Annotated in this window: 22 protein-coding genes; 15 read left to right on the plus strand and 7 right to left on the minus strand. The window is 56.3% G+C overall.

Going from position 1 to position 20329, the window contains the following annotated elements; all coding sequences use genetic code 11:
* The first annotated feature begins 41 nt into the window (after positions 1-41).
* From D9N13_RS01990 to D9N13_RS02000, 3 genes are all read left to right on the plus strand, one after another.
* Positions 42-218, plus strand: a complete 177-nt coding sequence (locus tag D9N13_RS01990; RefSeq protein WP_290585217.1) for a hypothetical protein — start codon at positions 42-44, stop codon at positions 216-218.
* Between the two features lie 153 nt (positions 219-371).
* Positions 372-650: a hypothetical protein gene (locus D9N13_RS01995; RefSeq protein WP_290585219.1), complete on the plus strand. Its 279-nt coding sequence runs from the start codon at positions 372-374 to the stop codon at positions 648-650.
* Positions 651-763: 113 nt separating this feature from the next.
* Positions 764-2044, plus strand: a complete 1281-nt coding sequence (locus tag D9N13_RS02000) for a serine/threonine protein kinase (RefSeq protein ID WP_290585221.1) — start codon at positions 764-766, stop codon at positions 2042-2044.
* Here D9N13_RS02000 and D9N13_RS02005 read toward each other — a convergent pair.
* The 3 genes from D9N13_RS02005 to D9N13_RS02015 are packed head-to-tail and all read right to left on the minus strand — an operon-like array spanning position 2031 to position 6140.
* On the minus strand, positions 2031-3176 hold the full coding sequence (locus tag D9N13_RS02005; RefSeq protein ID WP_290585223.1) for a hypothetical protein: 1146 nt from the start codon (positions 3174-3176) through the stop codon (positions 2031-2033). The two genes, D9N13_RS02000 and D9N13_RS02005, sit on opposite strands and share 14 nt — an antisense overlap.
* A gap of 17 nt (positions 3177-3193) precedes the next feature.
* On the minus strand, positions 3194-5248 hold the full coding sequence (locus D9N13_RS02010) for a caspase family protein (protein ID WP_290585226.1): 2055 nt from the start codon (positions 5246-5248) through the stop codon (positions 3194-3196).
* 55 nt (positions 5249-5303) lie between these two features.
* Entirely contained in the window at positions 5304-6140 is an 837-nt protein-coding gene (locus D9N13_RS02015) for an alpha/beta fold hydrolase (RefSeq protein ID WP_290585228.1), read from the minus strand.
* Between the two features lie 49 nt (positions 6141-6189).
* Here D9N13_RS02015 and tagF point away from each other — a divergent pair, with 49 nt between their 5' ends.
* Genes tagF through D9N13_RS02035 form a run of 4 tightly spaced genes read left to right on the plus strand, consistent with a single transcriptional unit; the run spans position 6190 to position 8512 of the window.
* Positions 6190-6960 (plus strand): type VI secretion system-associated protein TagF, encoded by a 771-nt coding sequence (tagF, locus tag D9N13_RS02020; RefSeq protein WP_290585230.1) that lies wholly within the window; start codon positions 6190-6192, stop codon positions 6958-6960.
* Positions 6961-6968: 8 nt separating this feature from the next.
* A complete protein-coding gene (locus tag D9N13_RS02025; RefSeq protein WP_290585232.1) occupies positions 6969-7691 on the plus strand; it encodes a PP2C family protein-serine/threonine phosphatase in 723 nt (240 codons plus the stop codon).
* Positions 7688-7981, plus strand: coding sequence for a hypothetical protein (locus D9N13_RS02030; protein WP_290585234.1), 294 nt, complete (start codon positions 7688-7690; stop codon positions 7979-7981). Before D9N13_RS02025 ends, D9N13_RS02030 begins: the two co-directional genes overlap by 4 nt.
* A gap of 9 nt (positions 7982-7990) precedes the next feature.
* Complete coding sequence (locus D9N13_RS02035) at positions 7991-8512, plus strand: O-acetyl-ADP-ribose deacetylase (RefSeq protein WP_290585236.1); 522 nt, start codon at positions 7991-7993, stop codon at positions 8510-8512.
* On the opposite strand, the gene D9N13_RS02040 is transcribed toward D9N13_RS02035, so the two are convergent.
* Complete coding sequence (locus D9N13_RS02040; protein ID WP_290585238.1) at positions 8500-8955, minus strand: hypothetical protein; 456 nt, start codon at positions 8953-8955, stop codon at positions 8500-8502. The genes D9N13_RS02035 and D9N13_RS02040 overlap by 13 nt on opposite strands.
* A 455-nt stretch (positions 8956-9410) precedes the next feature.
* On the opposite strand from D9N13_RS02040, the gene D9N13_RS02045 reads away from it, so the two are divergent.
* From D9N13_RS02045 to nhaD, 6 genes are all read left to right on the plus strand, one after another.
* A complete protein-coding gene (locus tag D9N13_RS02045; RefSeq protein WP_290585241.1) occupies positions 9411-11525 on the plus strand; it encodes an EAL domain-containing protein in 2115 nt (704 codons plus the stop codon).
* Between the two features lie 54 nt (positions 11526-11579).
* Positions 11580-12071, plus strand: coding sequence for a DUF2489 domain-containing protein (locus tag D9N13_RS02050; RefSeq protein ID WP_290585243.1), 492 nt, complete (start codon positions 11580-11582; stop codon positions 12069-12071).
* Positions 12072-12111: 40 nt separating this feature from the next.
* Positions 12112-12963 carry a DUF6279 family lipoprotein gene (locus tag D9N13_RS02055; RefSeq protein WP_290585245.1) on the plus strand — a complete coding sequence of 284 codons (852 nt, stop codon included), beginning with the start codon at positions 12112-12114 and terminating at the stop codon, positions 12961-12963.
* Positions 12964-13113: 150 nt separating this feature from the next.
* Positions 13114-14487, plus strand: a complete 1374-nt coding sequence (locus D9N13_RS02060; RefSeq protein ID WP_290585247.1) for a phosphate ABC transporter substrate-binding/OmpA family protein — start codon at positions 13114-13116, stop codon at positions 14485-14487.
* A gap of 42 nt (positions 14488-14529) precedes the next feature.
* On the plus strand, positions 14530-14742 hold the full coding sequence (locus D9N13_RS02065; protein ID WP_290585249.1) for a DUF1289 domain-containing protein: 213 nt from the start codon (positions 14530-14532) through the stop codon (positions 14740-14742).
* A 128-nt stretch (positions 14743-14870) separates the two neighbouring features.
* Complete coding sequence (nhaD, locus tag D9N13_RS02070) at positions 14871-16235, plus strand: sodium:proton antiporter NhaD (protein ID WP_290585252.1); 1365 nt, start codon at positions 14871-14873, stop codon at positions 16233-16235.
* 80 nt (positions 16236-16315) lie between these two features.
* Here nhaD and D9N13_RS02075 read toward each other — a convergent pair whose 3' ends face one another.
* A complete protein-coding gene (locus D9N13_RS02075; protein WP_290585254.1) occupies positions 16316-16933 on the minus strand; it encodes a hypothetical protein in 618 nt (205 codons plus the stop codon).
* Positions 16934-17089: 156 nt separating this feature from the next.
* Between D9N13_RS02075 and D9N13_RS02080 the strand changes: the two genes are divergently transcribed.
* Together D9N13_RS02080 and D9N13_RS02085 are read left to right on the plus strand one after the other, a co-directional pair.
* On the plus strand, positions 17090-17893 hold the full coding sequence (locus D9N13_RS02080) for a UDP-2,3-diacylglucosamine diphosphatase (protein ID WP_290585256.1): 804 nt from the start codon (positions 17090-17092) through the stop codon (positions 17891-17893).
* Positions 17894-17903: 10 nt separating this feature from the next.
* On the plus strand, positions 17904-18455 hold the full coding sequence (locus tag D9N13_RS02085) for a phosphatase PAP2 family protein (RefSeq protein ID WP_290585258.1): 552 nt from the start codon (positions 17904-17906) through the stop codon (positions 18453-18455).
* 164 nt (positions 18456-18619) lie between these two features.
* On the opposite strand, the gene D9N13_RS02090 is transcribed toward D9N13_RS02085, so the two are convergent.
* Both D9N13_RS02090 and D9N13_RS02095 read right to left on the minus strand, forming a co-directional pair.
* The gene (locus tag D9N13_RS02090) at positions 18620-18901 is read right to left on the minus strand and encodes a DUF5076 domain-containing protein (protein WP_290585260.1); all 282 of its coding nucleotides are present in this window, start codon (positions 18899-18901) and stop codon (positions 18620-18622) included.
* A 56-nt stretch (positions 18902-18957) separates the two neighbouring features.
* The gene (locus tag D9N13_RS02095) at positions 18958-20325 is read right to left on the minus strand and encodes a vWA domain-containing protein (RefSeq protein WP_290585262.1); all 1368 of its coding nucleotides are present in this window, start codon (positions 20323-20325) and stop codon (positions 18958-18960) included.
* Between the last annotated feature and the right edge of the window lie 4 nt (positions 20326-20329).

A 20329-nucleotide genomic window follows, 5' to 3' on the forward strand; every position in this document is an offset into this window, starting at 1 on the left:
GGGTGCATTGCGTGCGAAACCATGATCCATCGACTACTTTTATGACAGAAGTCTACCGTCGAATCACTCATAACAAGGACAAAGCCGGCGTGCGAAAGGATCTGTTGCGTAGCGATCTCAAAGATACCTCCACCGTTGAAACCAACCTGGGTCCGTGCCTGCTGATGGGGCTGGGGTCCTGGATCGTGCTTTATGCTCTGTACGGTCTACTGGCCTGAGGCGTGCAATCGGCCGGTTTGCAAAATCGTTTGACGTTGATCATCGTATTGGCAATCATTGGGCTTATTATAGAGTCCGACCAAGACATTGGTGTGACGGCCCCTGCCGGTAGCCAGTGATCAGCCTGAACGCGTTCTGACCGAGAGTATTACATGAGAACCATCCATAAGTTTGAAGTCCCCATTTCCAAAGAAGTCCAAAACATCGATCTGCCTGAGAGCGCCAATATCATCCACGTGGAATATCTGATGCCGCGTCGCACCATTTACATGTGGGCGGAGGTTCCGGCGGATATGACCGTCACCAAGGTGTCGCGCCAGTTCCGGGTGTTTGCCACCGGGGACGGCATCCCGGATAACGCCTCTTATTTGGGTACCACCATTGATCAATACCTGCCGGAAGCCTACCACGTCTACGAATTACAGGGCTGAGGCGCTATAATCCTCACACTTTCAGCACATTAGGGGCCATATTTGGCCCCTTTGTCTGTGACCCTTGCTACGCTTAACACTAACCATAACCAGACCGGTCAGGATGTCGCCCCATGAGCCAACCCCAATCACTCGGCAAATACCAGATCCAGGGATTGCTTGGCAAAGGTGCAATGGGGGTGGTTTACAAAGGTTTTGACCCCAACATTGCCCGGCCGGTGGCCATCAAGACCATCCACGCGTCCCTGCTGGATACGGAAATGGGGCGGGAGTTGTTGGATCGCTTCCGCAATGAAGCGCAGGCCGTGGGCCGTCTCAATCACGCCAATATCGTCTCGATCTATGAATTTGATCAGGATAAGGGGACCCCGTATTTTGTAATGGAATACGTGGAAGGCCACGATCTGAAAACGCTGCTGAAGGATGGTCGCAAGTACAGTCCGCAAGAGGCCGTGCATATTATTGGTGCGATCCTCAGTGCCCTGGATTACACCCACAAACTGGGCATTGTGCACCGTGACATCAAGCCGGCCAATGTGTTCATCACCCATAACGGCCAGATCAAACTGGCGGATTTTGGTATTGCCCGGGTGGATAACGCTGAATTGACCCAGATGGGCAGCGTGTTGGGCACCCCTTCCTATATGTCGCCGGAACAGTGCAAGGGGCAGCCGGTGGACCCCCGCAGCGACCTGTTTTCCACGGGGGTGGTGTTGTATGAGTTGCTGGCGGGCAAGAAGCCTTTCAGCGGCGATAACACCCACGCCATTATGCACAGCGTACTGTCTGCCGAACCGGAACGCCCCAGCAGCCAGAATCCTGCGCTACCGAAGGCTTTTGACGGGATCCTAAAGAAAGCCCTGTGCAAGGATGTGGGCCACCGTTATCAGACCGCGGCAGAGTTTCGTGAAGATCTGCAGAGCGCCGTGGCGCCGGTTGCGGGCAAGCGCAATAACCTGGTGTTGTGGTCAGCCATGGCTGTGGTGATTCTGGTTTTGGCCATTGGTGGCGGTATGTGGTTCAAGCTGCAGCGTGATCAGAAAATGGCCCAGCCCGGTGTGGAAACCGCTGCCGGTGGCCTGTCCGCAGAGGAGCAGGCTAAAGTGGAGCGCTTGATGGCGGTGGCGGAAGCCCATTTCAAAGTTGGGCGGCTGGTGTCGCCCCAGGGCAGCAACGCGTTCGAAGCCTATCAGCTGGTGCTGCAGGTGGACCCACAGCACAGTGCGGCGCTGGATGGCATCAACCGGGTCAAGAACCGGTTCTTCAAACGCGCTCAGTTATTGGCGTTGGAAGGGCGGCAGGAAGATGTGGAAAAGCATCTGGCGTTGGCCCAGAAACTGTTTCCCAATGATGATCGTATTATGCTGCTGCGTAATCGGGTTATCGAGCAGTAGTATTCAACACCTCAAACGCCGCATCCAACAGAGTCTGCGAATCATCCCACTGGGCTTTGCCCTGTGCCCGTTTGCTGGCTGCCAGGTAAGTGTCTTTCAACGCTTGGCGGGCTTGCAACAACTCCGCTGATCCGGCGTGCTCGGCTTCCATAAAGTCAAACACTTCCTGGGCGTTGCCTGGCTGATCCAGTGGCAGCAACAAGCCTTCTCCGATCCGTTGTTGTAACAGCGCCAATGCCTGTTGCGCGCTGAGTCCGGTGAGCGGGGGCGCCACGGAGGTTGCTGTGGTATTCGCTTCAGGTGCCGGTGTTGACTGGGGTACTTGTTCGGCAGCGGTGAGCGCTTCGCCGGCTGGTGGCTGCGGCTCTGACGCGGGGGCCATGTCCTGCGGCGGCGGTTGCTCAGGCAAAGCCGCCGCAGCGGGGGTGTCCGCCTCCACTGTGGGCTCGGCAGGTTCAACCCGGATCACTTTAGTCATGGGCTGCAATGCCCAGTAGCCAAGCAGGAGCGTGATGCTAATCAATACACCGCTGCCCCAGAGCCAGGTGGGCGGGATCAGCGGGGGCTTGCCTGAGCGCGCCGGTTGAGCGGTTGCCTGCGCTGCGCCGGGCGTGGGTGCGGCGGACTGTTGTGTTGCGGCCACGGAAGCATGGGTTCCGCTCACCACCGTGGCGTCTTCTGGCTGCTCCGGTGCGGGATCGGGGAGCTTCCCCCCGGGCGCGGCAATCAGGGTGGGGACATCGTGCAGGCGGGCCATATCGCTGGGCTGACTGCCACTGGAAACTTCGGTGGCGTCACCCTCGTCACCGGTAGATGGGGCAATCAGAGTGGCGCCTTCATCCCCGGCCACCAGGGTTTCCGCATCCGGTGCGGTTTTTACCGGTTGTTGTGGTGGGGCTATGCGGGTTTCATCGTCAGTGTCCAAGGTGGCTTCAATCTCTCTTCTGAGCAACAGAAATTCCGTCACCGGAATCGGATGCTCATATTGTGCCTGATCCAGCCAGCCCATGAAATGGCCCCGTCGAATAGGGTCCTTGCGTATGGCATCTTCCATGAACTGCCGCAGTTCTTCCCGTTGCCGTTTACCTTTGCGAAAGTCGTCAAAGTAGGCGGAAAGAACGCGGCTGGACATTGGCTTCCCTGCTGGCGTTAGATGGTGGTACCCGGATTGAAGAAAAACTCCCCGGCCTCATGACCGGCGTAGCGGGCCGGTGCGTATTCCGGAACCTGCTGCACATTGAGGCTGCGGGCTTTGGTCTGCACCCGGCTCAGGACTTCACGATAAACCGAGTGGCCCTCGATGATGCCATCGCTTTTACGCAGGGTGTCCAGAAACGCGCGGGAAAACACTGAATGCCCGTCGCCACCACCGTCCAGCACCGGCGCCACACCGCCGGAGGTCAATACGGTACGGGCACGGGCCTGTGACATGGCCAGGATCCATTCCTTTTGCAGATCGTCGGGCATGGATTCGTCCACCCGCGGCATGGCGGCTACGGACAGGGTACCGGCGTAGCAGGAATCCGCCACCACCATAACGTGCTTTGCCTTCAGCGTGTTAAGAATGTCTGAAATGGCGGCATTGGAAATCCAGTTGCGGGAGTTGCCCTGTTCTGCATCCACCGGCAACCAGAAACCCTTGTCTGTTTTGTCATCCAGCTCACCATGGCCGGCGTAGTAGATCAGCAGGTTGTCCTGATCGGTGAGTTGCTCCCGCAGCTCGTTCAGCGCCGCCAGAATTTCGTAACGGGTGGCGTTTTTCAGAACGGTTGTCTTGAAGCCGAACTTTTCCTGCAGCACAGACGCAGTCTCGGTGGCATCATTGACGGCGGTTTTCAGCTTGGGGTAACTGCGGTAGTCATTATTGCCGATCACCAAGGCATGGTAGTTGCCCAGGTTGAGGCCGGATTTCACCGCCAGCGGTTGCGCCGTATCCGGCACGGATGAGACAACAGCGCTTTGGTCCGGCACCACACTGAAATTGAACGCCACCCGATTGTTGTTAGTGTCGATGGCCTCCAGCTTCACGGTTTTCCGGTCGCCGTCAATGGGTACGTTCACCCAGAACAGATTGTATTCGTCGATGGTTTGCTCCCGGCCATTGACTTTGAAACTTTTCAGGCCATTGGGGGCTTTGATTTTACCGACAATTTCTTTTTGCCTGAGGGACGCTTTCACCGGAATGGTGGGCAGGCCCCGCATCAGCGTCATCGGGGGATCGATAATCTCAATGATGGGCATGGTGTCGGCGCTGGCAATCAGGGTTTCCGACTGCAGGATGCTGGTGTTGGTGCTGGCAACCTGATTGCTGATCTGGTTCAACTGCTGGTTGGCGGCGGCCAACTGCTGTTGCTGATTGTCTACCGCCAGGCGGGCGTGGCTCAATTCCGATTTCAATTGCTTGATCAACGCCTGGCTTTGCTCGTGAATGGCTTTGGATTCCTGGGCAAACAGGGCCAGTTCAGCATTTTTCTGTGTTTGCTCGGCAGCGGCCAGGGCCTGCTTACGTTGTGCCAGGTCTGCCTGCAGGTTGGCCAGCTGGCCTTCAGCCGCCGCCAGTTGCTGGGATTTGAAGGCCACTTCATCTTTCAGTCGAATCAGTTCTTTCTGGTCCACTGCCCGAACTTCCACGGTGGAGGCATACAGCAGATCATCGCTCTGCAGGCCGGCGGCCTGACGGTACAGATTCAGGGCCATGGCCTTGTCCTGGGCCACGCCAAGGCCTTTTTCATACAGGTTGCCCAGATTGATGAGGGCGCGGGAAAAATTCTGCTTGGCGGCTTTTTCGTACCAAACGGAGGCGGCCTGGTAATCCGGTTTCAGGCCCAGGCCTTTCTCGTAAATCTCACCCACATAGGTTTGGGCCTCGGCGTCGCCGGACTGTGCCACCGGCAACCAGATCTTCAAGGCCGTGGCATAATCCGCCCGGTCGAAAGCCACGTATTCGCCACCGCGAATCTCGCAGTCGGTGGCAGTGGTTTTGATGGGGCGTCGAGCGGTCAGGAAGGTGGTCTGGGTGCCCAGTTTTTTCACCTGGCCAGGCAGCAGGCAATCAATGATCAGGAGATCGTCGGCATTTTTGGTTTCAGCGGCCTGACCGTTACCGGGCTGATTGGGAGCGGTTGCACAGGCACTGAGTATGACACTGAGAAAGCCAATGCAAAAACCGCTTGCAGTCAGCTGAAATCCTTTAGGAGCACGCATTTTTCACCTCAAATGAATCCGTTATGAGAACAAGTATACCCTCAGGGGCGGAACTCTACCTCGTTACTTTGTCACATCGTTGAGTCTTAATAGTTGGTTCTAAATTGATCAGTGTCCACCAGGGGGGCCATCCTGTGCGATGATCGGCACCACTGACCTGCTGAAAGTGTGAACCCGGTTGAGTTTCGGCGTATTCCCGAATCCAGTGGCAGTGAATTTCCCGGTCCCGGGCTCCTGCCAGGTGATACTGTCGGATGTCGGCGGGCAGGGGGGGCAGCCGGCCGGGGTCCAGCGACAGGGTCAGGGGGCTGTAGTGGTGATAAGCAGTCCATTTGCCCACCTGAAGGTTGCCTGCCAGGGTCACCACCTGATCCACCTGCGGGAGCCGTGGGGCCAGCAGCACGGCGAGAGTACCACCGCCACTGTGACCGATGAGGGTGACCGGAGTGTCGGTACCCAGGGCTTTTTCAAGGGCGGCGGCCATACTGGCGACGGTGGCTTCACTGTATCGGGCCAGAGTCCAGTTGAGGGGGCTGCATCGAGGGTCGCTGGTGTGAAAGTAGCATGGCCGCCCCAGGTACAGTGCCGGTTGCGGGTCCAGGGCCATCATGGGTAACAGTAATGGGGTGCGGGGGGTGGGGTCCAGGCTGGGGGTGCCGGCGGCGGTCACCGCCCGGCCATCGCCTTCAATGTACACGTGCCAGCGTTCAGGGGGGCGTTCCGGGCCGGACGGTTGATGGCGGTAGATTCGGTGCCGGTAGATTGTGCCCTCAATAATTGATGTCTTGAGGCCGGCGTTGTCGGCCATGTCCTGATAGCGCGTACAGCCGGTGCAGGCCATCAGTAAAAAGCCCAGGGTGATCAATTTTTCTGCAGTTTTTATCCGGTGCATGTCTATCTAGTGTCTGTCGGCCGGTGTTGCAAGCGAGGAACGGTATTCCATGAATGAAGCGAGTGCAGTGGGTCTGCATGGTAAGTTGCCACAACAGCGGGATTTTGTAACCCGTAATCTGCCGCTGGCATTCTGTGTCGGTTGGGATGAGTGGATGCAACGCAGTTTGCTGGCGTCCCAGGAGGCATTGGGCAATGGCTGGCTGGAGGTGTATCTGACCAGCCCGGTATGGCGCTTTGTGTTGAGTCAGGGCATTTTGGATCAGCGGGTTTGGGCTGGTGTGATGGTGCCCAGTGTGGATAAGGTGGGGCGCTATTATCCCCTGGTATTGGCACAGCCATTGGCGGCGGATACGCTGCCAACCGCACCATTGCTGGAGGCGGCGGACTGGTTTGACGCCCTGGAGGCCTTTGCCGTGGAGGCACTGCAGGCGGGCCATTCGTTTACCGAGATCGAGCATCGGCTGCAGCAACTGCGGCCTTTAGAGTGTCATCATCGCGCTGCGGGTAAGTGGGAACCGGGTCGGCCGCTGGCCTTGTTTATACCGCCGCAACAGAGCCCGGGGCAGGGATATCCTTATCTGTTGCACGAATTGCTGCAACAACGCTTGTCGGCCTATAGCCTGTGGAGCAGTGCCGGTTCGGAACGCGTTGCCCCGGCCCATCTGATTAGTGGTTATCTGCCGGCTGCACAGTGCTACACTTCTTTATTAACGGGGGGCTGGGCACAGTGCGGGTGGAGCACACCATTGAATGCGATCACACCATTGGCCTTTTTCAGCAACAACTGTAACAATACACACGAAATTCAGAATGAGTAAGAAACTGCATGGCGCAGACCCATTGGCTAAGTAGCGCAGCAACTCACTGCGGCGCCGTTCGAAACATGAATGAGGATGCATTCCTCAACCGCAACAACGAGGGATTGTGGGTAGTGGCCGACGGCATGGGAGGGCATGAGGCCGGTGAAGTCGCCAGTGAGATGATCACTGCTTCCCTCGGGCGCCTGGATGTGAATCAGCCGTTATCCGATGTGGTGGACACCATTGAAGATACCCTGCTGGAAGTGCATCATAAAATCCGTACCTATTCCCGCACCCACTGCGAGGGGCGCACCATGGGCAGCACCGTGGTGTCGTTCTTTGTGCGTGAGAATGTCGGTGTGTGTTTGTGGGCTGGGGATTCCCGTCTTTATCGATATCGTAATCAAACCCTGGAGCAGGTGTCAGATGATCACAGCCAGGTGAATGAAATGCTGTCCAGGGGCATGATTTCAGAGCAGGAGGCGCAGAATCATCCGGCGTCCAATGTCATCACCCGGGCGGTGGGTGCAAGTGAAACCCTGTACATTGATGTTACGCTGGTTGAGTTGCAGAGTAATGACATCTATCTTCTGTGTAGTGACGGGCTCTATGGGGCGATTGACGAAACTGAAATTGCCGGGCTGCTGAGCGGGGGCGATGTGGAGGCGGCAACGCACCTGCTGATTGATCGGTCCCTGCAAGCCGGGGCTCGCGACAACGTCACGGTGATCGCGGTGAAAGTACAATGATGACCCCGCAAAAAGAAAAAGAGCTGGCGCCGCAGATGCGTCTCATTGCACGCCAGTATTGCGATGGCGCGTTCAATAAAATTGAATACCGCCGCCGCCGCCGGGAGCTCCTCCAGCAATGTGTCGAGCGGGATCTGGAGCCGGTGGCGGCTACCGATGAGCCGGTGGAGGAATTGCGGCAACCAGCGGCGGTAAACGTGATCCGCCGGGATTGGATGCCTTATCTGATGGTAGGCGTGACCGTGGTGGTGCTGGGGGTCATGGGGTTCTTACTGATTTCAATGATATGAGTGCGCGTCATGGATGACCGAATTCAAGTCTGGGTAGGGGATATCACTACTCTGAAAGTGGATGCCATTGTTAATGCCGCCAACCGCGAACTGGCCGGTGGTGGTGGCGTGGATGGCGCCATACATCGCGCCGCCGGTGTGCAGCAGTTGCAGGCGGCCTGTCGCCGAATCGGAGGCTGTGCCACCGGGCAGGCGGTGATGACACCGGCGTTTAATCTGGGTGCCAGGGCCATCATCCATACGGTGGGGCCGGTCTGGCAGGGGGGCGACCAGGATGAAGCCAATCTGCTGCGATCCTGTTACTCGGAAGCCATGACCCTGGCAGTGCGGGAAGGGTTTCGTACCATTGCGTTTCCGGCCATCAGTTGCGGTGTCTATGGCTACCCGAAAGCCCAGGCAGTGGCGGTGGCGGTGGACGAAGTCGAGCGCTGTCTGGAATCCTACCTGATGTTCAAACGGGTGGTGTTTGCCTGTTTTGATCAATCCATGGCGGACTTATACCGGGCGTGCCTGCAGAATCAGGCTACCTGAAACTGTTCCCGATGCAGCCGCAGATATTGCTGGCCCCACAGTTTGATGGGGCGCCGTACCGGATAGTGGTCAAAGTTCAGTGGCTTGCTTTTCGGGTGCTCGCGCACTTCAAGGCACCATAACCCTTCAGGAAAAAACGTAAACTCCAGGCGCTCACCGTATTGGTGTTGCGGTTGATAGATCCCAGGTGTATAGGGTTGTGACAAGTCCATTTCGTCCAGCACATTGAGTTCCAGATCCAGCAGATAGATATGCAGCACTTCATCGAAGGGGTTGTCGTCACTGGTGATCAGCACATAACGCTGGCCCGAGGCATATTGATCCATCAATTCCCGCCCCTTGAGGTGGCGCCCGGTGGGGTGGCCCTGCAACAGCAGCTGGATATGGGGCTGGTTGTCCAGCCGGTAATGGCTGATGGCGGAGAAAAGGTTGACCTTTTTCATAGACACCTGACGCTAGTGTGATTGTATTGGGGCAGATACAGGATTAGTGTAAGGGGGCCACACTCGATCAGAAATGGCACAGTGAGGTTTTCGAAACCGTAAAATTGCCAAAATCCTTGAGGATCAATAACACCCATGGAAAAAGAGCACCGAATCCCGGTAGAAGTGAAGCGATTTGTTGGCGCCATGCTGGGCATTATCCTGTTGATTGCCCTGGCTGCTTTAGCGGTGGACCTGATGTACGGCCAGGGGTAACAACAGAGGGCGCCGCCAGCCCTGAGGGGCGCACGTTACTCAGCGCCGATTCTCCGACCTCCGGCATTGGCAATCGTGGTGGGGGGAACTATGCTTCAGTAAAGCAGTGAGGTGGGCCGGGCTGGTGTGCCGGTCAGGTCGATGTTGGCGGTAAGTTACGGTGGAAGGATTTCACCGGCACGATCGATTCGAGGGATTGGATGCGTATCCTCTGTGTGGAAGGAAACAAAACCTTTCGATCTATCCTGGAACAGCAACTGGTCATGGAAGGTTTGCATTGTCACTGCCTCTCCAATGGTGGGGAAGGGCTGTATGCTGCGCGCCAATTGTTGTTCGATTTTGTCTGCGTATCCCTGTTTCCGGATGATATGCAAGCCACCCATTTCATTCAGCAACTGCGTAAAATCCCCGGTTACCAGCATACCCCCATCGTGTTGTTTACCTCGGAATACGACGAGAAGTCCCTTACCGAAGTGCTGAAAGCCGGTGCAACCGAAGTCTTTCACCGCCATGCGGTGGAAGAGCTGGTGACTTTTATCCGGCGTTATAACAGCCGCTATGAACCCCTCAACGGCAGCGTGTTGTACGTAGAAGATTCCCTGGTTCAGCAACAGACCGTGTCCCACATACTGGGTTCGGTGGGGCTGGATGTGCTCTGCGTGGCCAGCGCCGAGGAGGGCTGGGAGCGGTTTCAGCAGAACACTTACGATCTGCTGATTGTGGATGTGGTCCTGACCGGCGACATGAGTGGCATCAGGCTGGTGAACAATGTGCGCCGTCAGTGCGGTGATCACGGTGATGTTCCCATTTTGGCGGTAAGCGCCTATGACGAGCCTTCCCGGCGCATCGAGTTACTGAACCGGGGTGCCAACGACTATGTTTGCAAGCCGGTTCTGCAGGATGAATTGATCGCCCGGGTGCGGGGATTGATCGGTCAAAAACGGCTTTTGGAACAGGTGCGCTCGGAGCAGGCCCAGACCCTGCACCGCTTTGAATTTCTCGACAGCGCCACGGAACTGCCCAACCGCAAGATGCTGCTGCAGATTCTGGAGCAGGAAATGGCCCGGGCGGTAAAGCACAAGTACTTCAGTGCGCTGTTGTATGTGGACCTGGACAGCTTCAGGGCCATCAACGACACCATGGGTTATCAGGTGGGCGATGCACTGTTACGCAAGGTGGCCCAGCGCCTTGCCCGCATCAAACGCCGTGAAGACAGCCTGGCCTCGCTGGGTGGGGATGATTATGCCCTGGTGTTGTCAGAAATATCGGATGATGGCCAGCTGGCGGCTGACTATTGCCGGGGCGTTGCGGATCAGATTCAGAAGGCGGTGGCGCGCCCCTTTGAGATTGACGGTAAGCTGGTGCATACCGAAGTGACGGTGGGCATGGTGTTGTTTCCTGTGCATCAGACCAGCAGCCTGGAAGTGTTGCGTCAGGGCGAAAGCGCATTTGAACAGGCCCGCTACCAGTCTGCCAACCGGGTTTCCTTTTTCTCCAGCGAAATGCAGAAGCAGGCGGAAAAGCGCTTTACGCTGCAAACGGCCCTGCGCCATGCCCTGCGTCACCACCAGCTGGATGTGTACTATCAGCCTATTTTTGGCCCCGGCAAGCAGCTTCTGAGCCTGGAGGCCCTGTCCCGCTGGTGCCATAACGGTGAAATGGTGCCCCCTGACCTGTTCATCAATGTGGCCGAAGAGTGTGGCCTTATACATGAACTGGGGGATTGGGTGATGGGCACGGTGGCGGGACACGTGCATCACTGGCAGCAGTTGGGGTTGCCGGAGTCGTTTGAAGGCGTGGCCATCAACATCAGCCCCTATCAGTTGCTGCGGGAACGTTTTTCTCTGCATATGTTGAAGCGCATTGAAGAGCTGGGCTTGCGCAGCAATATGCTGAAAATAGAAATCACCGAGAACGCGTTAATTGCTAATGTGGAGCGGACCAGCAAGCAGTTGGAGCGGCTGCGGGGGCGGGGTGTTCATGTGGCTCTGGATGATTTCGGCATCGGCTATTCGTCCTTATCCTATTTGCAGGGGTTACCGGTGGACCAGCTTAAAATTGATCGCAGTTTCGTCTGGAATATGCATGACAACGCAGCGGCCCTGGCCATCGTGCAAACCATTATCAGTATGGGCAAAGCGCTCTCCATGCAGGTGGTGGCGGAGGGGGTGGAAACCCGTGAACAGATGGAGCGCCTGGTGGCAATGGGCTGTCATGGCTTACAGGGCTTCTTTCTGCAAACCCCCATGACACTGGCTGCCACCGAGCAGTTCCTGCAGGCTCGACAGCTTCCCATTGCCAGGCCCAGGGCCTGAGCTCCGTGGTATAATTCGCCCCTCAACCCATAAAATCAGTCAGGTAATTGAATCATGATGTGGTTATTTGCCGCCCTCAGCGGGGTGGTTGTAGTGCTCGCCGCGGTGGCGGCGGGGCTGTGGTGGAAGGTGTGGCGCATCAATCGGCAGCAACAGCAGATGCGCCAGGAGCTGGAGCAGCAGCGTGCCCGCCATGAGCAAAACCGTCTTGATCATATTCATGAAAGCCTGAATGTGATCGCCTCGGCGGTATTGGACAGCCAGTGCCCGATCACCGAGGGCTGCATACGCATGGCCGTATTGCTGGATAATCTGCCCCTGGACTGTGATACCAAGCACCGCTTTTCGGTTGTCTTCGAGATCTACAACGCCACCCGGCACATTCCCACCCACAGCAGTTGGCAAGCACTGGACCGCAAGCAACAGCGCCGCCACGAGCAGGAAATGTGGGCCTTGGAAAAGGAACACAACGAGGCGGTGATGGAACTGATGTCTTACGTTAAGGTCAATCCATTTGGTAAAGGCGTGGGAGCCTCCATCAATTAACACTCCATCCCGGCGCAGGGGTGAACAAGGTAGTCATTCGATGCAGCGACGCTCATTTCGGTTCAGTCTGGTTGTATTGTTCAGCATAGTACTGAGCGGGTGCGGCGTGCGCTTTGCTTATAATCAGCTGGATTGGCTGATCCCCTGGTACCTGGATGATTACGTCGAGCTGGAACGGCATCAGGAAACCCTGTTCGAGGATCGTCTGCAGGCGTATCTGGCCTGGCACCGCAGCGATCAATTACCCCGTTACGCAGTGTTTCTGAATCAGGTGGCCGATAAAGCCGAAGCGGGCCTGAATCGAGCGGATATCGAAGCCATCGAACAGCAGACGGAAGTGTTTGCCGAAGCAATGATGGATCGCATGTTGAATGATTTGATCGACCTACTGGCAACCGCCAGTGATGAGCAGATTGCACAGTTATTCCAGCGTCTTGAAGAAGACAATGCAACCTATCGTCGGGAATACATTGAAGCGCCCCCGGAGAAACAACGCAAGCAGCGCTTTAAGGAAGTCATAAAATACGCCGAACGCTGGACCGGGCGATTGTCGGATGATCAGGTCGGGCAGATCAGCGACTGGGCCGGCCAGTTTGAATTGATGGGGCCGGAAATAGAGGCGGCGCGGCTGGCCTGGCAAGAGGAATTCAGGCGTGTATTGGCGTTGCGCAAAGATCGCGTGGCTTACGAACAGGCCTTCAGAACCTTGATTTCCAATCCTCGCTTTGGCCGCAGTGATGCCCTGCAGGAGAAACTGGATCACAACAGTGAGCTGGTGGTGCAACTGTATTTGGAACTGGATAAAACCCTGTCGCAACGCCAGCGTGATCGCATGGTTGATAAGTTACGCAACTATGCCGAAGACTTTCAGTTGTTGGCCGCACAAAGCTGATCAACTCCCATGACAATCGTATGACTTTCACGAATCGCCCTCGCCAGATAGATCCGCAGTCACTATAATCCGCCGCCGTAACAGAAAGACTTTGTCGTTGCGCCATGCATTATGGCGCGTTTGCTTGTGCCGGCTGTTCGAGAGGTTGTTATGGTGATGTTTTTTTATGGCAATGGATCTGCCTTTCTGGCCAGGGTGCTGTTGATTGTTTGTTTGATGGGGGGATCAGCTTCGGTAATGGCTGCTTGGAAGCAGGCGTTGGAGCAGGCTGCGCAATCCACGGCGGAGATAGAGTTATTCAGTATCGTTGGCTCGAATACCGTGGGCGAAAAACTTGCCCCGGCGCTGGTGGCGGGTTTTCTGAAGTCCCGTGGTTTTTCGGATGTGGTGGTGAAGTCCGCCGCGGAGGCGCACAGTCGTAAAGTGACAGCGCGCCTGGATGGCACAGAGCATGGCATTGTGGTCTCGGTTCCGGTTATCGCCAAAGGCTCCAGCACCGGCTTCAAAGCATTAGCCAGCGGTGGCGCGGATCTGGGGGCATCATCACGGCCGATCAGGGAGGAGGAGGTGATGAGCCTGTCAGCGCTGGGCGATATGCTCAGTCTGGAGAACGAACACATTGTTGCCATCGATGGGCTGGCGATTATCGTGCATCGGGATAACCCTCTTGCGCAGCTGCCGTTGCAGTCCGTGCGCGACATCTTCTCCGGTAAGCTCAGCAACTGGTCGCAACTGGGCGGCCGTGATGGTGTTATAAAACTGCACGCCCGGGACGATAATTCCGGGACCTTCGACACCTTTAAACGCCTGGTGTTGAGTGGCGCATCCCTCAGTCGCACATCCCGGCGCTATGAATCCAATGATGATCTGACCGCGGCAGTGAATTCCGATATCAATGCGGTGGGCTTCGTGGCGCTGCCCAGTATCGGTTCTGCCAAGGCGCTGGCGGTATCGGATGGTGTTGCTCTGCCATTGATTCCCAGTGAGTTGACGGTGGCGACGGAAGATTACCCCTTGTCCCGTCGCCTTTATTTCTATACCCCAGCGGCGGCCAAGCGGAAACCGGTGGTCAGTGATTTTCTTGCCTTTGTTCACAGCAATGCCGGGCAGTCCATTGTGGCCCGGACCGGTTATGTGGCACAGGCCCTGTATGCCATGTCGTTGGATGCGGCGGATGGCCGTTTGACGGGGTTGTTGCGATTGAATCTGAATATCCGTTTTGAGGATGGCAGTTCAGCGCTGGATAACAAATCCAAGCTGGACGTGCAGCGTCTGGCGGCGTTCCTGGCCGCTGCGGAACACCGGGAAAGCCGGATTACCCTGGTGGGTTTTTCCAACCCGGTTACCGGCGCCAGCCAGTCTTCGCTGTCCCGCTTGCGGGCGCAAAACGTGCGCTGGGCGCTGCGGGCAGAAGGCATTCGTCACAACATATCGGCCCTGGCGGGCAGTGCAGTTGCGGTATCCGATCCGGACAGCCCCAATGGGCATCGCAACCGCCGGGTTGAGGTTTGGATACAGCAGTGAGACGGCTATACTGGAAAGTAATCTGACAGACTTTGGTGGCTTATGCCCGGATCATGCAAAGACAGACCTACCCAGGAGGCGATTCCATCGCCCTGTGTCCGCAATTGCTGTCTGAATGACGACGATGTGTGTCTGGGGTGTGGCCGGACTCTGGATGATATTCGTAACTGGACCCGATTCAGCCCCCAAGAGCGGGATCAGGCCCTGGTCCGAGCCAGGGAACGTACCAGTCAGTTTACCCTGTGGAAGTTCTGAGCGGTCGTATCCGCCGCTATTGTCTACACTCCTGTCTAACGGAATAAGGCGATTCTTTGTGATCGGCATTACTGTTTTGATGAATATGCCGTTACAATAGCGCGCGGCAAATTAAGGAGACTAGCTCGATGAAACTCAATCGCTTTTGGGTGCTGCTGTTCGCCCTGCTGGGGGCTGGCCCCGTGTGGGCTTCCGGCAATCTACACATGATTTCTCATCCTCTGGCCATCACGGCCGTGGTGTTGTTTGTGTTGGCATATGCGTTGGTCATTGCCGAGGAATTCATCCACATGCGCAAATCCAAGCCGGTGATCCTGGCGGCGGGGATCATTTGGGTGTTGGTGGCGATTGTTGCCGGCTCAGTGGAGGGCGGCCCGGAGCTGCTGGACGAGGCGGTGGACCACAACGTCAATGAATACGCGGCCTTGTTCCTGTTTTTGCTCACTGCGATGATTTATATCAACGCGCTCACGGAGCGTAATGTTTTTGAGAAGCTGCGTTCGGTGCTGGTGCAGAAAGGCTACAGCTTCCGCACACTGTTCTGGATCACCGGCTGGCTGGCGTTCTTTATCTCGCCCATAGCCGATAACCTGACGACGGCGTTGTTGATGGGGGCGGTGGTACTGGCGGTGGGTGCGGATAATCCCCGCTTTGTCTCACTTTCCTTTATCAATATCGTCATCGCAGCAAATGCCGGCGGTGCCTTCAGTCCGTTCGGTGACATCACCACGCTGATGGTGTGGCAAAGCGGCAAGGCGGAGTTTGTACAGTTCTTCAATCTGTTCCTTCCGGCGGTGGTGAATTTCCTGGTACCGGCGATATTGATGAATCTGGTGGTGCCAAAAGTGACCCCTTCCCCCATTGCAGAAAGTGTCAGTATGAAGCGCGGTGCCCGGCGTATCTGTGTCCTGTTTCTGTGCACCATTGCCACTGCGGTGTGTTTTGAGCAGTTTCTGCATTTACCGCCTTTCCTGGGCATGATGACGGGCCTCAGCTACCTGCTGCTGTTTTCCTACTACATTAAGATTACCCAGAATTCCGCCGAGGGCCCGGCTGAGTTCAATATTTTCAACAAGGTAGCGCGGGCCGAGTGGGATACGTTGTTATTCTTCTTTGGTGTGATCTTCTGTGTTGGCGGCTTGGGCACCTTGGGTTTTCTGGCGGAAGTTTCCCACATCATGTATGTAGGCTGGGGGGCAACCACCGCCAACATTATCGTCGGTGTGCTGTCGGCTCTGGTGGATAATATTCCGGTGATGTTTGCGGTGTTGACCATGAACCCCGAGATGGACCTGAACCAATGGCTATTGGTTACCCTCACCGCCGGTGTGGGTGGTAGCTTGCTGTCTGTGGGGTCGGCGGCCGGTGTGGCGTTGATGGGGCAGTCCAAGGGGTTGTACACCTTTTTCAGTCACCTCAAATGGAGCTGGGCCATCGCCTTGGGCTATATCGCCAGTATCGCTTGTCACATGCTGTTATCAGGTATGTTCTAGCCTGTCGATTCACCGCTGGCCAATAAAAAAGGGTGCCGTTCAGCACCCTTTTTTATTGGCTTGAATCCGGTTCTATTGCTTCAGAACACGTTGTCGTTTTCCGCTTGTTGAATCACCTTGGAAACCACGCTACGAACACCGGCCTCGAGGCTGGTGGGGTCGGTGGTTCGGGTTCTGACCGACCAGCTCAGTTTTTCATTACGGGCATCGAACAGGTTGGTTTCCAGCAGGTATTCGGTCATTTCCGCATAACTTCCGGTTTCATGCTGTCCGCTGCTGCTGTACACCATATAGGTATCAAAGTTTCGATACAGGTTATCCCCGGGGCCGATTTGCTCCGCCGGCTGATAGGTCTTGGACGTTTCGATGCCGCGCAGGCTGTTGACCAGCACTGATGTGATGCCGTTCTGCGCGACAATGGGGCGCAAGCTGTCGCGGTTCACTTGCGTGCTGTCCGGCATCCACTGCAATGAGGGCACCGCCAGGATTCCGTTTTCCTCCAACTCTTTTACAAAGGCCAGTTCGAACGCCTTGCGTATGGTTTCAGTGGATGCCAGGGTGACCACCAGCACTTTGCGTTGTTCTGCCGGCGGCGGCGCATAACCCGGGAGGGTCCAGCTTTCCTCCACCTGGGTACTGGCGCAGGCCCCGAGCAGCGCCAGTAATGAAAGGAAAATCAATCGAATAGAGTGGTTCATGGGGTTCCTGCCTGTTAATCCTTGATGGTCGGGATGGTAGGCCCGCAGGGCGCGTTTGTCGAGCCTGTGGGCATTCCATTGTCATCAATTGTTCATGACTTTGTCAGAAAAACGCCCTGCAAACCGCCTAGTCTGCTGGTCAACAGGAGGCTGGATATGATCAAAACCCAAGTCCGTTCTGCGTTTGTTTCCGATGTCCATCTGGGTACCGCGGCCTGTCAGGCACAGTATTTGCTGGACTTTCTGGAAACCTGTCAGATGGAGTATCTCTATCTGGTGGGCGACATCATCGACCTGTTGCACATGCGCCGGCGGGTAAATTTCACGCCACTGCACGAACAGGTGGTGGAAAAGGTGATGGCTTTGGCCCGCGAGGGAACCAGGGTGATTTATATCCCGGGCAATCACGATGCCCTGATGCGTCGCTTCTGCGGCCAGATGGTGGCGGGCATCGAGATTCATCGGAACCGGGTGCATTATTGTGCCGATGGCCGGCGTTTCTTTGTCAGCCATGGCGATGAATTCGACAGCGCCTTACATGCCGGTGTGTTCTGGTATGTGGTGGGGGATCTGTCCCATTCTTTACTGTTGCGATTGAATACGTTGTTGAATGGATTGCGCCGTATTTTCAAGCTGCCGTACTGGTCTTTGGCAGGTTATCTGAAAAAACGCATCGGCAAGGCCAATCAATTTATCCGGCGCTTTGAGACCATCGCCGCTCGTCAAGCACAAGAACTCAAATACGACGGTTTCATCTGTGGCCACATTCACCAAAGCGGTATGCGCCGCATTGAGGGGGTGTTGTACTGCAATGATGGTGATTGGGTAGAACATTGCACGGCGTTGATCGAATCCAGGGACGGTCAATTCGAGCTGGTGCATTGGGCCGATCACAAGGAAGTGTTGTTGAGGGAATCCGATCTAGCCGAGGAATGGGCAGCCATTCCGCAAACCAATTGAGGTGTTGATAATGGAAAAGTCCGTGGCCGCCGTAGTTGAAAAAATGGGGCATGTGGATGCCTTGTATTGTATTCGTTTGAACCGGTGGATTCGGGATTCCCATCTGCACCGCTTTTTCAGCACCATCAGTCGTTTGGGGGATGGTATTTTCTGGTATGGCCTGATGCTGCTGTTCCCCGTTTTTATGGGGGCTGAGGGGTTTGTGATCACAGCTCTGATGATCCTGATGGCGGCCTGGGGAGTTTACATTTATCGCTACATCAAGAAACGCTCCATGCGCCCTCGGCCTTTTGTCAGCCATCGCTGTATCCGCCAGGGCGCGCGTACCCTGGATTGTTACAGTTTTCCATCCGGCCACACCATGCATGCGGTGGCATTTACCATCCTGCTAACCTATGCGGTCCCGGGCCTGGGGTTGCTCCTGCTGCCGTTTGCCTTGCTGACAGCGCTGGCCCGGGTGGTGTTGGGGTTACATTATCCCAGCGATGTGTTTATGGGGGCGGTATTGGGTATGGTGAATGGCACGGTGATGCTGAGCCTGTTCGGCACTTTCCTGCAGTAAATCGTGCTGCAAGCAGGAAAGGGTGTGGCGTTATTGATATAACTCAATGAACCTCAGACCTTGGCGGAGTAATCTGATGAACAGATAGATTATGCATCTATCTATCCCGGTGATAAGGGGAGGCGGAAGCTTCCCCTTTTTTTTCTTTTTTTCCGTGGGCCAGCTCAACCTTGTCGGGTGACTTCCTTGGCCACTTCCTCCTTGAATCCGGTGAGGATCTGACGCAGGCAGTCGGTGCGTTCCAGCTTTTCGTTTTGTTCATAAATCTGGGCGCTGTAGAGAGCGATCTGCGCCAGCAGTTGACCGAATTGTTTCGGTGAGCCACCCAACGCGCTGCTGATGGAGACGTGTTGTTTGCCGTCCACATCCCACACTCTAACCAGTTCCTGGGCATCGCTGTTTTGAATTTCGGGAGGGATGGGCAGGGTTTTTGGATGATCCGACATAACAAATCTCGTTCTACAGGTTTTTGGGGGGGGAAGTCCGCTGCAAGCTCTTTTCATTATTGGCTATAACGCAGCAGATTGCTAATGAAGCGCTCCAACTGATTGAGGGACTGGCAGGGTTCAGCCCAGCTGCAATGGGGCTTGTAGCGTTTCATTTCAGAATCACCGCTGCCCCAGCGTAAGCGGCTTTCCGGATTCAGCCAGATCAGTTGCCGGGCCCGGTTGTGAATCGCCTGCAACAGTTCGGTGCGCGGGTCCCCATAGTTGTTGCGGGCGTCACCCAGCACGATTACCGTGGTACGGTGATCCACCTGCTGCAGGCATTGATGGGTAAAGGTGTCCAGAGAGCGGCCGTAATCAGTGGAACCGCCACCAACCTCTTTGAGGGTCAGCTCGATGGCGGTGTCAAGATTCTCCCGCAGAAACCACTGGGTGACTTCCTGTAAGTCGGATGAAAAGGCGAAGGCGCGCACATTGGCAATCACTTCCGTAAGGCTGTAGAGAAACATCAGCAGAAAGCGGGAATACTGACTGACCGATCCACTGACATCGCAAATGGCCATGACCTTGGGTTTGTCCACCCGTTTGGCTTTCCAGCGGGTTTCCAGCAGGACACCGCTGTAAGGTATGTTGTGACGAATGGTGCGGCGGACATCCAGTTTGCCCCGTTGATAGATTTTGCGGCGACGGGAATGGGTGGCCACCAGGCGTTTGGCCAGCTTGCGCACCAGCCCCTGCACGTCCTTGAACTCGCGCAGGTTTTCCAGGCTGGTTTCGCGCATTACGGATTCCCGCAGGGCTCGGCTGTCGCCGCTGGCCTGCAACAAATACTGGCGCTCCACATAGTGTTTGACCTCTTCCCGCAGCAGTTCCCGCGCCTTGCGCAAGGCATCCCCAAGGGCCTGTTGTTGCGCATCGGTGGCGGCTTCTGCCGCCCACATCTCCTGCTCCATTGCTTCCAGCCCCATGGCCATCATCATGCGTCGCCCGTACAGGCCCTTTTGTGTGATGACCCTGATATCCCGCACCTTGGCAGCGCTGGCCGCCTGCGCCATGGCCGCTGCAATGGCCTCGCTGTCACCGGCCATCAGCATTTGCCCGAGGGGGGATTGGGCCTGCTCAGCAGCCGGCTGGGCGCCGTTCAGCATCTGTTGCAGGCGGTTGCCCGGTGGCGCTTGCGGCGCAGGGGGCTGGGCCAGCGTTTGCAGATCGTTAAACTGGAAGAACTGATCAAAGCAGGTGTTAAAGCGGGCTTTCTCTTCTTCGGATTTGGCCAGGGTGGCACTGAGGGCGGATTTGAGTCGGCTGCGTTCACGGTAGCCCACCAGATCAACGGCGTGAATGGCATCCAGGGTTTCGGAGGTGGCGATGCGCACTCCGTTGCCCCGTAACGCTTTGATAAAATCCACCAGAATACGATCCATGGCG

It is taken from the genome of Ketobacter sp. GenoA1 (assembly GCF_003671475.1).
Taxonomy (GTDB): domain Bacteria; phylum Pseudomonadota; class Gammaproteobacteria; order Pseudomonadales; family Ketobacteraceae; genus Ketobacter.